Origin of the sequence: Bacillus sp. AFS031507, assembly GCF_002584635.1 — a bacterium.
Taxonomy (GTDB): domain Bacteria; phylum Bacillota; class Bacilli; order Bacillales; family Cytobacillaceae; genus Neobacillus.
The window spans coordinates 21,969-36,882 of the sequence record NZ_NUOW01000009.1; the positions used below are offsets into that span (position 1 = coordinate 21,969).

A 14,914-nucleotide genomic window follows, 5' to 3' on the forward strand; every position below is an offset into this window, starting at 1 on the left:
GAATCGATGACACATGATTGCCAATGATTTCCCATAAATTATGATTGAATAGATGATTCAAAAACTGTAAAATTAATAGAATTGATTTTGCTAATCCATCGGAGGAAATTATGAAAAAGAAGAATAAAAGTAAATGGAAGATTGCCGGCTTTAGCATTTTGGGGATTATTTTACTCATCGTTGCGGGCCTTGGATATGAATACTATAAGATACAGCCGACAAATCATTTTTCCACGGTGCCTGTGGTAAGTTCAGGAAAAACGGGCGATACCACATCAACAAGTGAATCTGTCGAGGTAAAAGAACCCGTTTTTAACCTGTTATTGATCGGGTCCGATGAACGAAAAGGACAAAATGTGGGTCACTCGGATTCGATGATGTTGGTCCATGTTGATTTAACAAAACATCAATATGATGCGGTTAGCATTCCACGTGATACCCGCGTTCATTTAGATGGGTACGGCTATACCAAACTAACAAGTGTTCAATATATTATGCAGGCCACAAAAGGCGCCAAAAAAGGGGTAGAAGCAGCAGTCAATGCGGTCGCTGAGTTAACGGGGACTCCGATCAATTACTATGTCGAAACCAATTATGGCGGCTTTCAAGCAATGGTGGATGCCGTCGATGGCATTGAGATGAGCGTACCATTTGATGTGAAATTAACACATCCTTGGTATGGTGAAAACAAGAATAAAGTGATAAGTGCAGGAACCCATTCCTTTGATGGAAAAATGGTGGCTGAGGTTGTACACGAGCGCTATTCCCTCGCAAGTGGCGAATATGGTCGTCAAAAGTTACAAGAAGAAGCACTAAAAGGAATTGCAAAGAAAGCCTTAAGTCCAAATAATATCACCAACTTGCCTTCTTTAGTGAAATCCATTCCGGACTTTGTAATTGCGACCAATATGTCTACACAAGATATGTTAAGCCTTGGACTAGCAGCGAAAGATTTCGACCCCAACACCCAGTTGGAATACCACCAAATTCCCGGTGAAGGAAAAAGAATGTACGATGATATCTTAAAAGCAAATAACTACCAATTAGTGATTGATCAGGATAAAGTCAAAGATCTAGTAGCTCAGAACTTTTAAATAGAATGGTAACACTTTTAAGCCGAATGATGAAAAAACATCATTCGGCTTTTTTTGCTTTAGAGTGGAGAGGTGACCCTTTAAAAATAGACTTTGGCAAAGAAGTCAGTCACGTTAAGTGGCTCTACGTTACCCAGAACGTTGGAATTTATTGAGTTCAGTCACGTAGAGGGGTTCTACGTTACCCAAAACGTTGGAATTTATTGAGCACAGTCACGTAGAGGGGTTCTACGTTACCCAAAACCTTGGAATTTCTTGAGTTCAGTCACGTAGAGTGGCTCTACGTTACCCAAAACGTTGGAATTTCTTGAGCACAGTCACGTAGAGGGGTTCTACGTTACCCAAAACGTCCTAAAATTTTGAATACAGTCACGTAGGGCTACTAGGTGACGAAAATGTGATTGAATCTCTGATCGCCTTACCTAAAAATAAAAAAACAACCCCTAAAAAGACGGGATTGTTTTAGAAAACGCTTTCATATTATTGATGTGTTTCGATTAACTGGTCTCCTCTTTTCGCGGCAACCATCAGACTCATAATCACAAGCATAGAGAACGATCCAACAAATAAACCTGCAATAAATATAAACATAGTATTACCTCCTAGAGTATGTTTCAAAATTCGTAGTAAGGTGTTCGATCATATTCGGTAACTGGCTAGCATAGTTATGACAACCTTAGCCCCTCTAGTTTTGCGACACCATCTTTCAATGGGAGTGCCCTTTCGTACGAACTATGTGTTTATTTTCATATTATACCATCGATTACTATGGATTAAATAGCCCTATTAACCTATTTAATATGATAATAAAGTGACGCAACGACAGTCTTACATCCATTCGCACTTCACCACATTTATTGTCGAAATATTTTTTCAATTTTCGCACATTTCTACGTTTTTCCCTAACAGTGTTTGGGTATCATAAAGGAAACAATCTGAAGACTTAACACCCCTTAGTAGGGGAAGGCCTATTTGAGATCTCAACTATTGAAAGCGTTATCAATAAAACTCAAAAACCATAAATGTTTATCTATGTCGATCATAGGAGTGGATTTCATGGACAAGCAGGGAAATCTATTAATTGGATTAATTTGGGGTACATCACTAAGTGTTCCGTTATGGATTGCGTTTTTCGGTTGGATCAAAGTAATCACTCATTTTATTTTCTAATAGGCTGGACCGGCAACAGTATCATCTAAAAAAAAGCATAAAATCCTTATCTCATAAGTGTTTTACGCTTTTTTTTTGATAAAAATCGATTGGCTATCCTAAAAATCACTATGCCCATCATCGCTCCCGCACTATCATTGAAAACATCTTTGACCTGAGCCCCTCTGCCCGCTACAAATAACTGATGGAATTCATCAGAGACCGCAAAAAGGACACAGATCCCCATTATCATTTTGAATCCTTTTTTTCCAGTAAAAGCGAAACATCAAACAAATTCTGTAAGTAAGGCATATCTTCGGCAAAAGTATCATAAGTTGTTACATTTACGCCCTCTAAGTTCTCTATGAAAGTTTCATACATTTTACTAGAAACAGCTTCAGAAGCTGGAAGGTTATTTGCTTTCACTACTAATATATTCATCTATATAAACTCTCCTTTTGTGATATCTTGATATAAGTATCTCGAATTAATAATATATTAAATACGAGTTTTCGGTAAACAAAAGGTACTGACAAAGGAGGAAAATTTCTCCGTGCACTTTTATTAGAGTCTTTTTTTGATTTTTATAAAAAAACTAACTGACGTCGTGGTCGATTCATTATTCATTACCTCTTTTATTAAGATCATGGGCACGATTATGCTCTATTTGTTACCGCCGACTCCTCTTTTCCTTGGTCACGGGCACAATTAATTTCTCCCCACATATTTCCCACCTTTTCCCCACTACACAAACGTTTGGTTTAAAGTAGCCTCAGTCCTCTCCACTCCTGGCTTTTTCACTTCAAGTGTATTCCTCTGATCATCGTATCGCTTTGATTGAGGCGTATATTACTCCATTCTTTAGTAGGTATATAGAAGAAGACCTTTTAAGCTGCTTTCAAAAGGTCTTTTTGACTTTTCTATAGAGGGGTTATAAAAGAAGTGATTACGTCTCGTAAATTGATGTTTTTTAATTTATTATTTCCTAACTGCCATTTTTAATTTGACCACTGTCAATTTCATATCTTCCTCAATCATGCAAAACTACTACTTTCAACTGTTAATCTGTTGTATTCTGGTTAAAATGGTTGATAGCGTTTGGTTTAAATGATTTAATTCCACCAAGTCCAAAGACAGATTTTCTAGCAATTGAGACGGAATACATTGAGCTTTGTCCTTCAAGTCTTCGCCTTTTTTAGTCAATGAAATGATAACTGTTCTTTCATCCTGTAATGATCTCCGGCGTTCAATGAGACCATTCCCTTCCATTCGTTTCAGCATAGGAGATAATGTTCCCGAATCTAAAAATAACTTTTGCCCAAGCTCTTTAACAGTCACCGATTTTTCCTCCCATAGTACTAACATTACTAAGTATTGAGGATATGTGACATCCAACTCTTCTAATAAACTTCTGTATAATTTAGTGATTTCACGTTCTGCTGAATAAATCTTAAAACAAATTTGGTTCTCTAGCTTTAATTTATTGTTGTCCATTTTTTTGTCCTTTCTTCTATCATCAGTACCATTATAATACATCAAACAGTTATTTAAACCACAAATTAATTTTACACAATTTAATTGTTGACTGCAGATTATTTTATTGCTAATATAGTTTTATAAATTAAATTGTGCGCAACTTAATTTTATAAAACTATATTTTGGAGTGATTTTTTATGGAAACATTGTACACTGCAAGTGCTACAGCAGAGGGTGGTAGAGCTGGGAAAGTAACAAGTAGTGATGGAACCTTAAATTTAGCACTATCAATGCCGAAATCACTAGGCGGTCAAGGAAAAGAAAATGCAACAAATCCTGAACAATTATTCGCTGCTGGCTATGCAGCTTGCTTCGATAGTGCGTTAAATTTGGTCGCAAGACAAGAGAGAAAACGAATTGACTCTAAAGTTACTGCGGAAGTTTCACTTGGAAAAGATCATGATGGCGAATTCAAATTAGCTGCGGTCATAAACGTGTCAATAAAAGGGGTATCATTCGCAGAGGCTGAGGAATTAGTAAAGAAAGCTCATGGTGTTTGTCCTTACTCTAAAGCAACAAAAGAGAATATCGATGTAAAATTAATGATGAGTGTAATTTAAATTTTTCCTTCAAGTAACGTCCTAAAGTGGATTTATTATCAAATAAAAAGAGGCTAACTCTCCTAAAAACAAGGAGTAAGCCTCTTTCTTTTGTTCACTTTACCCATCTGCTTTCAAAAAAGCCCGGTATATGTAGATGCAAAATAGAAAATGAAGGTCGGGTTGTTCCGGAAAATGACGGTATCCAGAGGCAGGGCTTACACAGAATTTTGAACATGTTGGGTCGAAATTCGTTAATAAAATCTACTATTATCCAAACTGTCAACGCCCTGCAACGCTATGGTGAACCCTTCTATCCAACCCAGCCAGGCCATAAGCCACCCTCAATACGATAAAAAACCTCATTTACTTATGATAAGTTTCACCGAACAAAACATAATAACATGGTTAATTTTGAACACAAAGTATTCATATCTATATAGCATTTTCCCACAATCTTGTTGTGGGTTATATTTTTTCCTCAACATTGCCTTCATTCAAAAAGCTTATTTTGGATAGCTAATGATAATTACTTATTTCCTGCTTCAGTAAAATTATTCAAATGAAAAAAATATTTATATTCTTTCTATTAAGCCCCTATATTATGGAATCTAGGTGTTAAGTCCAAGCTCACTTATTCCTTTTCCATATAGTAATAAAAAAGGAGGTGAGAAAGTGAGCAAAAAAAAGGATAGCTCTTCACGCAAGGATGAAGAGAAAGTGAGTAATAATGAGCAAAGCTCTTTACGTAAAGATATAGCAAAAATAGAATCGGCACACCAAGAATGTATTGACCGTGCTTATCGTATTCCCATATTTTTAAGTACGACAACTCATTTAAATGACAACCAACAACGGTTTCTAAACCGTCTAATTTTAGAGATTGAGAATGCTTTGCTTTTTCCGCGTACATTACCTTTAAGCGAAAGTTATCCCGAATCCATTTTAACTGATATTCGTCGGTTAGTTTCATCAAGCTATGGAATGTTGGCTGTAAACCTTCGTCGTTTTAAAATTGAAACAGTTGACGTCAATGCAGGACCCCTTCCACCGTCCACTCCAGTCTGGGTAGGATCAGTTTATTCACAAGTAGAACCTTCTATGGCTTTTCAATTTGGTCTACCCTTATTATTAGTAAGGGAAGAAGATACTGACGCAAATAATGGAATTTGGGCAGGCGGAATTGCCCCACTTAACCTCTTTATAGTTTGGCATTCTGAAACTCAAACTGTTGATCAATTCTTTAGCACTGCTGAATGGAGATCAGCCTTTGAAAATTGGAGTGCACAAGTAAGAAATGCTTTTTATATTCAGACAGAGCCTAAGTTCAAGTACAGATGTGAATGATAAACTGGTATTTTAGCATCAAGTCGAAATTATACAAAGCTTTGTTCACCTTATATATTTTCGACTTATTTACATAAAATCAAATATTTCCATTTGGTTACCAAAAACAAAAAGATTTACTTCATTAAAAAACAGCCTTTAATGAAAGCTATTCACCAGTTGAAAGAAGTGTCAAGAACAGTGAATAGTTCTTTAAAACTTTCACTAAAAGTAAATCTGTGCTTACTTATGATAAGGTTCACCCTGACTAATCAAAATGAGGTATAAAAACCCTTTTTTAGATTTTTATAAACCACCTTGGTTCATAAGTATTTCTTTAATATAGGAAGCAGGCAATCGATCTTGTAGCAGTTGCTTCATTATTTTCATGTACGGAGTAATATGTGTAAAATATTTTTTATAGGATGCGCATAAATAATTTAATCCTGGTTCATTTTGATCTGAAATGAGAAATCTATGTTTAGGACATTCCCCCTGACAAGCAAATCGAACTTGGCAGCTTCTACACACGGAGGGAAGTGTGTCCCTTTTCTTTCGGCCAAAGGCAAGCTGCGCTGGATGATTTATACTATTTAATAAGCCGTCAGTAATATTTCCTAATCGATATTCAGGATACACGTAATGATCACAGGAAAACAGTTCCCCATTGTGTTCCATCGCTACTGCTCGGCCACACTCTTCTGCAAAAATACAAATTGGTGACGGAATCCCGATCCAAGAAGCTAACGCCCATTCAAAATTCATGACAAAAACGGAACCTGCGTCCTTCAGAACCCACTCATTAAATATTTGAATGAGGAAGTCTCCATACATTTCAGGTTCTACCGTCCAAGGAGTGACTGTTTGTTGTGCTTCTTCTACTAAAAAAGAAGGCGGAGTCGCATGGCTTAGAGACAGCTCTGCCGCTCCTTCATTCACTTCCCTTTCTACAATAGGGATAAACTGTATATATTTAATTTCTTGCTGCTTAAAAAAATGATATACTTCCAGAGCTTTATAAGCGGAATGTCTCGTGACGCAGGCTAGGACGTTAAACTCGACGTGATGTTTCTTTAACAGAGATATGCCCTTCATGACCAATTCAAACGTAGGTTTTCCCCCACGGTCAATCCGGTACTTATCATGAATAGGCTCGGGTCCATCCAAGCTTATACCTACCAGAAAACGTTCGGTCGAAAAGAATTCACACCAGCGATCATTTAATAATGTTCCATTTGTTTGAATCGTATTAGTGATTCGCTTCCCGTTAGCATACTTTTTTTGCAGCGCAACGGCTTTTAGAAAGAAATCTAAGCCAATTAATGTTGGCTCCCCTCCTTGCCAGGCAAAGATAATTTCCCGTGTATCCTGTGAGTCAATATATTGTTTAATATACGACTCTAGAACATCATCAGGCATTCGGAATGAATGATTTTTCGGATAATACACTTCCTTTTCTGTGTAAAAACAGTATTTGCAATCAAGGTTACAGATTGGACCTGTTGGCTTAGCAAGAATGTGAAAACTCCCCAATTGTCTACCTCCTTTCTCTAAAGATAAGAAATTGAACCATTTATATTAATGGAGATTGGATCTCTTTTTTTCTTTTTAAAAAACATCGGGTCATTATACAGTTCAATAACCGCTTTCTGTATTTGCCCGGTAAACGGAAATTCCGGAACTGGGTAGTTAGCGCTCACAGAAGTTAATCGATCCCGGCCTATATCCATTCCCTCAATAGAAATAAGAAATGGTAATGTACGAGGCATGTAACGTGTGCCAACTTGCAGTCCATTGATAGAAAGCTTACCCGTTCCACTCGTTTCTTGACCTCGTTTAAAATCAAATCTTACAGTCGAAGACCCAGTAGGTACTTGTACGGACGATTGAATCTTATAGACGGAGCCAACATAATTATATTCATAGAATAGGTAGTTATCTTTTATATATAATGTATAGCCGCTTGAATGATTTCCATGAGCAAGTAACACTCCTTCATCTGAAGGAGTGGAACGAAAGATGGGAATGGTGATGGAATAAGAAGAAAGGGTTAGTTGTGGAGCAGCAGTTGATGGCAAATGAGCCATTCCAGGATAGAATGTGAACGTTGTTCTTCCCTCCTGCAAGCCGTAATAACCTTTTATAAACAGATTGTCATTTAAAGGAAGAACACCGTACTTCTTCGCTTCTTCCCACCAAATTGCTTGAAGCTCCTTTAATTTATCTGGATACTTATTTGCTAAATTATACTTTTGGGAAAAATCCTGGTTTACATGGTATAACTCCCATTGATCCTCCTGGAAAGGGACACCTCTTTTATGATAGGTAACAGCCACCCATCCATCCTGCCAAATAGCACGGTGTCCGAGCATTTCAAAGTACTGAGTTTTTCTCTTTGATGGGGCAAGCGGTTCTGTAAATGTATCCAACATACTCACACCATGAAGCGGCATTTGTGGAACACCTTTGTATAATTTAGGTGCTTCAATGTTTAGGAGTTCTAGTATAGTAGGAGTAATATCAATCGCATGATAAAATTGTGAACGAATGGAACCAGGATCTAGAATACTTTGAGGGCATTGGATGATCAGGGGAACATGAGTCCCTCCATAAAACGTATTCTGCTTATAATATTTAAAAGGTGTATTACTAACCTGCGCCCAACCTTTAGGATAATTGGGGCTTGTGAACGGACCTCCTATTTCTTTTACATGAGTAAACATCTGTTCTACACTTTCCTCAATCCCATTGAAATAGGCAGAATCGTTAATAGAACCGTTCCAGCCTCCTTCCTGGCTTCCTCCATTATCAGAAAGTAACACAATAATGGTATCACCCATCTTGTTTTTTGAGTTTAAGAAATCGAGTAATCTCCCTATTTGCTTGTCTGTGTGAGTAAGAAATCCAGCATACGTCTGTTGGAATTTGGTAAACAATAATTTTTCTTTCTTTGTCAGTTCGTCCCATGGCTTAATTCCTGGATTACGTTCCACGAGTTCGGTGAACGGTGGGATGATTCCCATTTGCTTTTGCACGTTGAATCTCTCTTCCCTGATTTGATCCCAACCTTTATCGTATACCCCTTCATATTTTTCGATAAATTCCTTTGGTACCTGATGGGGCTCATGTGTGGCCCCGAAGGCTAAGTAAAGAAAGAAGGGACGGTCAGGTGTAACAGAGAGATGATCCGTCAAAAATTCGAGCGACTTATCAACCAGGTCCTCTGATAAATGGTAATTAGATTTATCAGGTTTGCCTACACGATGATTATCAAAAACTAAATCTGGCGCATATTGATCCGTCCTCGCTATTAAAAAGCCATAATACCGCTCAAAGCCTTTTGAGAGCGGCCAGTTTTCAAATGGCCCGCTCGATGCAGCTTCATGACCTGGAACCAGATGCCACTTTCCAACCATATAAGTAGCCATCCCATTCCACTTTAAAATTTCAGCCAGGGTGGCAGCCGAGTTTGAAATTCTTCCTCGTTTATTGGGATATTGAGGCCCCCAATCTATATCCGCTATGATTCCCACCCCCACCGAGTGGCAGTTACGGCCTGTTAGTAGACAAGCACGGGTAGGTGAACACAAAGGGGTTACATTAAAGTTATTGTACCTAAGACCGTTCTCTGCTAATGAATTAATATTAGGTGTTTCAATCTCTGAACCATAACAGCCTAATGCTGAATAACCCACGTCATCCAGAACGATATAGATGACATTAAGATCAGATTTCTTATCGGAGCTCTCTGGCAATCTCCTCATCTCCTTCATACTGCAACATTCAAGGACTACCAAAAAATCGACAAGTATATATTAAGTACTATATTAAAGGGACAATTTTTATATGAAAAAACACTTATAAAAAGAAGCCTTTTCCGGCTCCTTAAAAAAACCTCATATACTTATGATACGGTTCACCTCAATTAATCCGAACCCCCCCTAGACCATTAGATTCCCAAAATAATTTCCAGTTGATACCCAGCGAATGTCATACGTTTCGTAGAATATGTAGTAAGTGACCGCAATCTTTTCGTATGTCCCAAAAATTATGTAGTAAGTTCCCCTAATTATGTAGTAATTCCCAATAATTACCCTATCCGAATTCTTTCCTCTATGACGGGCACAACAATATCCCCAACAAGGATGGTGCCCCTCCTATACAACCAATCAAATTTTAGCTGAAAGTTTTTTACAGCCATACAACCAATCAATCATTTTGAACTCCTTGGCTTCTTTCTTCTCTAAAAGTGTGTTACGGAGCAAAATGGAGACATGATTTTAATTGAAGTAATTCCCTCTTCTTTGGCTTGTTTTAATCACTAATAATAAACTCTCGAATTCTATCCGTTAATCCTGGATTTTTAATAAATTTTTGCATAACTAATCCTCCATTATTGTATTGCCTACCTCTAATGTTAGAAAATGGAGCAGCAAATTCCTTAATTTTTACTAGTTCAATATTACTTACATCAACAGTATCCATCAAAAAACCAACCTGCCAAAAATACATATTGATTAGCTTCATTAGCGTATAGTAAGTCCCATTTATCGAATTCATCTCGATAAAGATTGTAAAAGCCGACTAATTCTAGTAATGACGCTTCATTAAATTGCCGGTTTATCCCATGCAGCTTTAAGGCATCTTTACTAACTTTTTTTGAAAACAATTTGCCAAATTTCTTGGCACTATCCTTATTTTTTTGCACCTTAACTGCAAAAAGGCTCTTTCCGATAAAATGGAAAGAGCTTTTTAATTTTATGTACACATGGAATCAAAAAAATAACACGCCTTTACAGCGTGTTCGTTCATGTTAATCTATTGTCTTGATGGAATTAGATATTCTAACCTACTTTATTTTCTTCTATGGCATGTTGCCAACTTGGGTAGTAATACAAAGCACTTCGCATTAAATCAGGATAAAGTTGTTTTACCTCTTTTTTACGTAGAGAATTACCTTGGTTCTGTAACTTCTGGATCTGAGTTATGTAAAATGCCCTGGGAGTGGTATACTCGCCAGGGCATTTTGCTACAATAATCTAATCTATTTCTCAGACTTAGGCAGTCACAGCGGAAAAACTCTTAGCTACCTCTGCCACTTTTGCTAAACCTTCAGCAATAATCGTTTCAGCTTGATCTGGCATCGCATTATGACCTTCGATAACCACTTCATCAACGATCTCCATACCAAATACTCCTCCAAAAACATTTTTCACATAAGTTGCAGCCATTTCCATTGGTGCAGCTTCAGGCGTTGAGTAAATGCCTCCGCGAGCACTTAGGATAACGGCTTTTTTGTCAGTCATTAAGCTAATTAATTGTCCAGTTTCACTGTATTTAAATGCGAAACCAGCTGCGTATACATAGTCGATAAACGTTTGTAATTTAGCAGGGATCGTTAAATTCCAAAGCGGGAAGGCAAATACCACTACGTCTGCGGCAGTTAAGGCATCCATTGCTTTTTGTTTAGCAGCTAAAATACGTTGTTCGACATCTGTCATCTCTTCGCCTGATTGTAATTTACCGAACGCGTTGAATAAATCTTGACCAAAGTAAGGCATATCTTCTGCAAAAACATCGTAAGTTGTTACATTTACGCCCTCTAAGTTCTCCATGAAAGTTTCATACATTTTACTAGAAACAGCTTCAGAAGCTGGACGGTTGTTTGCTTTCACTACTAATATATTCATCTATTCAAACTCTCCTTTTGTAATACATTTAATGTAAGTATCTCGAATTTATAATATATTAATTGCGAGCTTTCGGCAAACGAAATGCACTGACAAGGGAGGAAAATTTCGCCATGCCCTTTATTAGAGCCATTTTTTGCTTTTATAAAAAAACTAACTGATTTGTGGGTTGATTCATTAATCGTTACCACTGACTCCTTTTTCCTGTGGTCATTGGCACGATATAAAGCGGTTATAGCTAAAAGGACCAGATAAACTGGTCCATGCTCTAATAAGGAATGTTTTAGTTACCTGGTTGAAATATACTAACAATTATTTTGAATACTCATCCAAGAGTTTATTTATCGATTGGTTTAGTTCCTCTATATTCACATTTTTCACTTTCGCATTATTTATTCCATATTTCTTTTTTAACTTCAAAATTCTAGTGACACTAACATTGATTCTTTGTTCAGAAATTTCCCCTTTTTGGACAGCGGTCTTTAAAGAAGAAATGGTTTCCACTATTTTGTTATAATCATGTCCCACTAAAATAATATCGCTGCCAGCCTTGACTGATTCAACGGAAGCCTTGCCAATCGAATAATGGTCAATAATCGCCTCCATGGTCATGTCATCCGTTATGACAACACCGCTATAGTCCAGCTGTTCTCTCAAGATCCCTGTTATGATATTTTTGGACATGGAAGATGGAAAAGCAGCATCCAGTTTGGGCAGTAAGATATGGGCAACCATCACCACATCAGCCCCGCTATTGATTGCCTGCTCAAACGGGATTAATTCGAATTCTTTTAGTTGTGCAAGGCTTTTATTGACAATTGGCAGCTCCAGATGGGAATCAACAGACGTATCTCCATGACCCGGAAAATGCTTAATGGTTGGGATAATTTTTTGCGACTGTATACCTTTAAAGGTTTGAATACCAAGCTTACTAACAACTTCCGGATTATTCCCGAATGATCGATCCCCGATAACCGGGTTTTTGGGATTACTGTTGATGTCAAGAACAGGAGCAAAATCAAGATTGAAACCAAATCCTTTTAACTCCTTCCCTATAATCGTCCCGACATTATAGGAAAACTGAGAATTATTAATGGAACCAATTTCTTTATTTGTTGGAAAATTAACCAAACCGCCGGGAAGCCTGGTTACACGGCCGCCTTCTTGATCCACTCCTAATAGAAGCGGCAAATTCGGATCACTTTCAGATTTCATTTGATTCACAAACTGAACTGCTTGCGTTGGGTTTACTAAATTGTTCTGGTAAAAAATTATACCGCCAACCTTGTATTTCGTTAGTAATTTTTTTGTATTTGTATCCATGGTTGTGCCGGAAATACCTGCGATGATCATTTGCCCAATTTTCTCATCTAAACTCATACCTGATATCATGTCCGATATGCTCTTTTGTTGGTTGGGTTGACTCGCTTGATTTTTTACTTGTGTATAGACTGAAATATGGTCCACTTTTGGATTCGGCTCCTGATCGGTTGGTTTTGGTAAGATCCACTTTAACTCTGTTAAAGGGGTAACCTGAAATACAAGAATAATTTGGTCATGAGTATCATCTTTGTAGGACCTAATCTCATCTGGTTTTCCGCACGTCAGTTTGATTTCACTTTGCGGGATTTTTTGTAATTCAGGATCATATGACCTGATATCCGAGACAACTTCACCCAGATAGCCTATGACGACATTTCGATCCTCATATTCTTCGTATCTTCCACTTGCCGTTTCCGTTGTTTGGTTCGGTTTTCCCCATTCATTATGTACTGCCTTAATCTTTGTCTTACCTGAAATGAAAGGGATGTTGACCACCTTTCCTTCTTTTGAAAGTGAAAAGATTTCCCTACTATAGGCATGTAGTTGCTCATTTTTGTCTTCAACTGATTCTGTTGGACCATCGGTTGAGGTTTGGGGTGGTTTAGAGTTTACATTTGTTGACTGTTTCACACCCCTGTCTTTATCAAAAGCATAAATAACAACAACTAGAATAATAAGGAAAGAAAGGATTGACAAAATAAGTGGTTTTACGATGGGATTATTACGTTTTGACATATAATGATTCCTTATCCTTTCCTTGGCGAAATTGCCATAATTTTCTTACTAGTGCTTACACCATGTCTTGTTTATCCATTATACCTAAATAGTGTGTTAATAACTTAATGACCAAAAATAGTGCTGTAACATACAAATATGATTCATACCTTTGTATAATACAGCTTTTTAATGAATCTAGAAACAATTCTTTTATGAAATAGAATGCCAGGGAATGAAGGAGATTGAATCGTGCTATTTAAAGAAATATAAATAACAGGAACTCTATTTAATCACACAAACACCTGGACTCTAATTATTTTTTAAGAGTTCAAAAACCTCATAACTTTTGGTACGGTTCACCATAACTGTTAAAGAGGCAATTTTTTTACTAAAAACTCACTCTTCCTCAGATATGAGATATATCCATGGATCATCATGTAACTGTTTTGCAACTTAAAGAATGGAACAAATTAACTACCGATCTTATCATCCTGGATTAAATCTATTAAGGATCTCAATTTATGTACAAAAAACTGCAATCCCTTTTTGTACCAAGGGGTTGCAGTTTTTTGTACATTAACTTTATTAAATTATTCGATTGCCCACAAGTGTTAAAGTCTAAAAAACATTCCCCGTTTTTATGATATTTACCTTTACTTTCGGTTCAAATTGAACATTTTTATATTCTTCGTCCCAATGGATTTTATTCCATAATTGAGGGTGAAAGCTGAAATTTGCCGGCCAATTCCCAACGCATCACAATTGGCCTGTAGTAATGTATTGGTGATTTCCTTCGCTTGTTTGGTTAATTCATCAGACAGTTCTTGATTTATCTTTTTTATATTAAGTGGATTTTTAAAATCTTGAGGATAGCATATGACCTCAACATTCAGCTTGAGATCAATTTTGCACGTTAAAGAAAAGGTTCAACTAAAACTTTTAAAAGACTTATATTAAATCAAAAATAGGCAAGTTTTTAGCATGTTATCTTTACAGTAAACCAAAACCTCATTTACTTATGATAGGGTTCACAGTAACAGACTAACGGCTCACCTTACCCACCGATACACATGATTGCCAAAACTATATTATAGGACCAAAGCTAGCCCTTTTGTCAGCCTCCGAACATATTTACAGGCAATTAAAACAATTAATAGTTTATTTACAATTCTTTACACTCACTTAATTAACATAGTGATGGTAGTAACCTATAATCATAGGTGGAGATGAAAGTCCACTACGTACTTTATTCTTGCGTATACAGCCAAATAAGAGGAGGAAATTTTAAATGCTACAAAATATTGGGATTCCTGGTTTGATTCTTATTCTTGTAATCGCCTTAATCATTTTCGGCCCTTCAAAATTACCGGAATTAGGCCGCGCGGTTGGCTCCACATTAAAGGAATTCAAAAAATCAACAAGAGATTTAGTTTCCGATGAAGAGCCGGCAAAAGCACAGCTCAAAAAGGAGGAAAAAGCCATTTAATCCAAATCATTTTTTAGGAAGATGTAAGGAGGCTTGCATCTTCTTTTTCATAAG

Annotated in this window: 12 protein-coding genes, 2 pseudogenes and 1 riboswitch; of the genes and pseudogenes, 4 read left to right on the top strand and 10 right to left on the bottom strand. The window is 37.0% G+C overall.

Annotation, left to right across the window (positions count from 1 at the left end; all coding sequences use genetic code 11):
• Nucleotides 1-110 precede the first annotated feature (110 nt).
• Complete coding sequence (locus COE25_RS10270) at nt 111-1,094, top strand: LCP family protein (RefSeq protein WP_098932573.1); 984 nt, start codon at nt 111-113, stop codon at nt 1,092-1,094.
• 644 nt (nt 1,095-1,738) lie between these two features.
• A riboswitch (cyclic di-GMP riboswitch) is annotated at nt 1,739-1,824 on the bottom strand.
• A 486-nt stretch (nt 1,825-2,310) separates the two neighbouring features.
• Here COE25_RS10270 and COE25_RS10280 read toward each other — a convergent pair.
• The 3 genes and pseudogenes from COE25_RS10280 to COE25_RS10290 all read right to left on the bottom strand — a co-directional run bounded on the left by COE25_RS10280 (nt 2,311) and on the right by COE25_RS10290 (nt 3,737).
• Nucleotides 2,311-2,496, bottom strand: coding sequence for a VanZ family protein (locus COE25_RS10280; protein WP_098932575.1), 186 nt, complete (start codon nt 2,494-2,496; stop codon nt 2,311-2,313).
• A 32-nt stretch (nt 2,497-2,528) separates the two neighbouring features.
• Nucleotides 2,529-2,684: pseudogene (locus tag COE25_RS10285) on the bottom strand (FMN-dependent NADH-azoreductase); the annotation flags it as partial.
• Between the two features lie 612 nt (nt 2,685-3,296).
• On the bottom strand, nt 3,297-3,737 hold the full coding sequence (locus COE25_RS10290; protein ID WP_088090596.1) for a MarR family winged helix-turn-helix transcriptional regulator: 441 nt from the start codon (nt 3,735-3,737) through the stop codon (nt 3,297-3,299).
• A 179-nt stretch (nt 3,738-3,916) separates the two neighbouring features.
• Here COE25_RS10290 and COE25_RS10295 point away from each other — a divergent pair, with 179 nt between their 5' ends.
• Complete coding sequence (locus COE25_RS10295) at nt 3,917-4,339, top strand: organic hydroperoxide resistance protein (RefSeq protein ID WP_098932576.1); 423 nt, start codon at nt 3,917-3,919, stop codon at nt 4,337-4,339.
• Nucleotides 4,340-5,038: 699 nt separating this feature from the next.
• A complete protein-coding gene (locus COE25_RS10300) occupies nt 5,039-5,665 on the top strand; it encodes a hypothetical protein (protein ID WP_098932598.1) in 627 nt (208 codons plus the stop codon).
• Nucleotides 5,666-5,950: 285 nt separating this feature from the next.
• Here COE25_RS10300 and COE25_RS10305 read toward each other — a convergent pair whose 3' ends face one another.
• From COE25_RS10305 to COE25_RS32255, 7 genes and pseudogenes are all read right to left on the bottom strand, one after another.
• Nucleotides 5,951-7,177 carry an anaerobic sulfatase maturase gene (locus tag COE25_RS10305; protein ID WP_098932577.1) on the bottom strand — a complete coding sequence of 409 codons (1,227 nt, stop codon included), beginning with the start codon at nt 7,175-7,177 and terminating at the stop codon, nt 5,951-5,953.
• Nucleotides 7,178-7,194: 17 nt separating this feature from the next.
• Nucleotides 7,195-9,408: an arylsulfatase gene (locus COE25_RS10310; protein WP_098932599.1), complete on the bottom strand. Its 2,214-nt coding sequence runs from the start codon at nt 9,406-9,408 to the stop codon at nt 7,195-7,197.
• Nucleotides 9,409-9,958: 550 nt separating this feature from the next.
• Nucleotides 9,959-10,129: a hypothetical protein gene (locus tag COE25_RS30680; RefSeq protein ID WP_180247476.1), complete on the bottom strand. Its 171-nt coding sequence runs from the start codon at nt 10,127-10,129 to the stop codon at nt 9,959-9,961.
• A complete protein-coding gene (locus tag COE25_RS10315; protein WP_142292208.1) occupies nt 10,116-10,352 on the bottom strand; it encodes a hypothetical protein in 237 nt (78 codons plus the stop codon). The genes COE25_RS30680 and COE25_RS10315 overlap by 14 nt, the downstream gene beginning before the upstream one ends.
• Nucleotides 10,353-10,701: 349 nt before the next feature.
• Nucleotides 10,702-11,334 (bottom strand): FMN-dependent NADH-azoreductase, encoded by a 633-nt coding sequence (locus COE25_RS10320; protein ID WP_098932578.1) that lies wholly within the window; start codon nt 11,332-11,334, stop codon nt 10,702-10,704.
• 312 nt (nt 11,335-11,646) lie between these two features.
• Nucleotides 11,647-13,392 (bottom strand): beta-N-acetylhexosaminidase, encoded by a 1,746-nt coding sequence (gene nagZ, locus COE25_RS10325; protein ID WP_098932579.1) that lies wholly within the window; start codon nt 13,390-13,392, stop codon nt 11,647-11,649.
• A 600-nt stretch (nt 13,393-13,992) separates the two neighbouring features.
• Nucleotides 13,993-14,279: pseudogene (locus tag COE25_RS32255) on the bottom strand (Ger(x)C family spore germination C-terminal domain-containing protein).
• A gap of 383 nt (nt 14,280-14,662) precedes the next feature.
• Between COE25_RS32255 and tatA the strand changes: the two are divergent.
• Nucleotides 14,663-14,860: a twin-arginine translocase TatA/TatE family subunit gene (tatA, locus tag COE25_RS10335; RefSeq protein WP_098932581.1), complete on the top strand. Its 198-nt coding sequence runs from the start codon at nt 14,663-14,665 to the stop codon at nt 14,858-14,860.
• Nucleotides 14,861-14,914 lie beyond the last annotated feature (54 nt).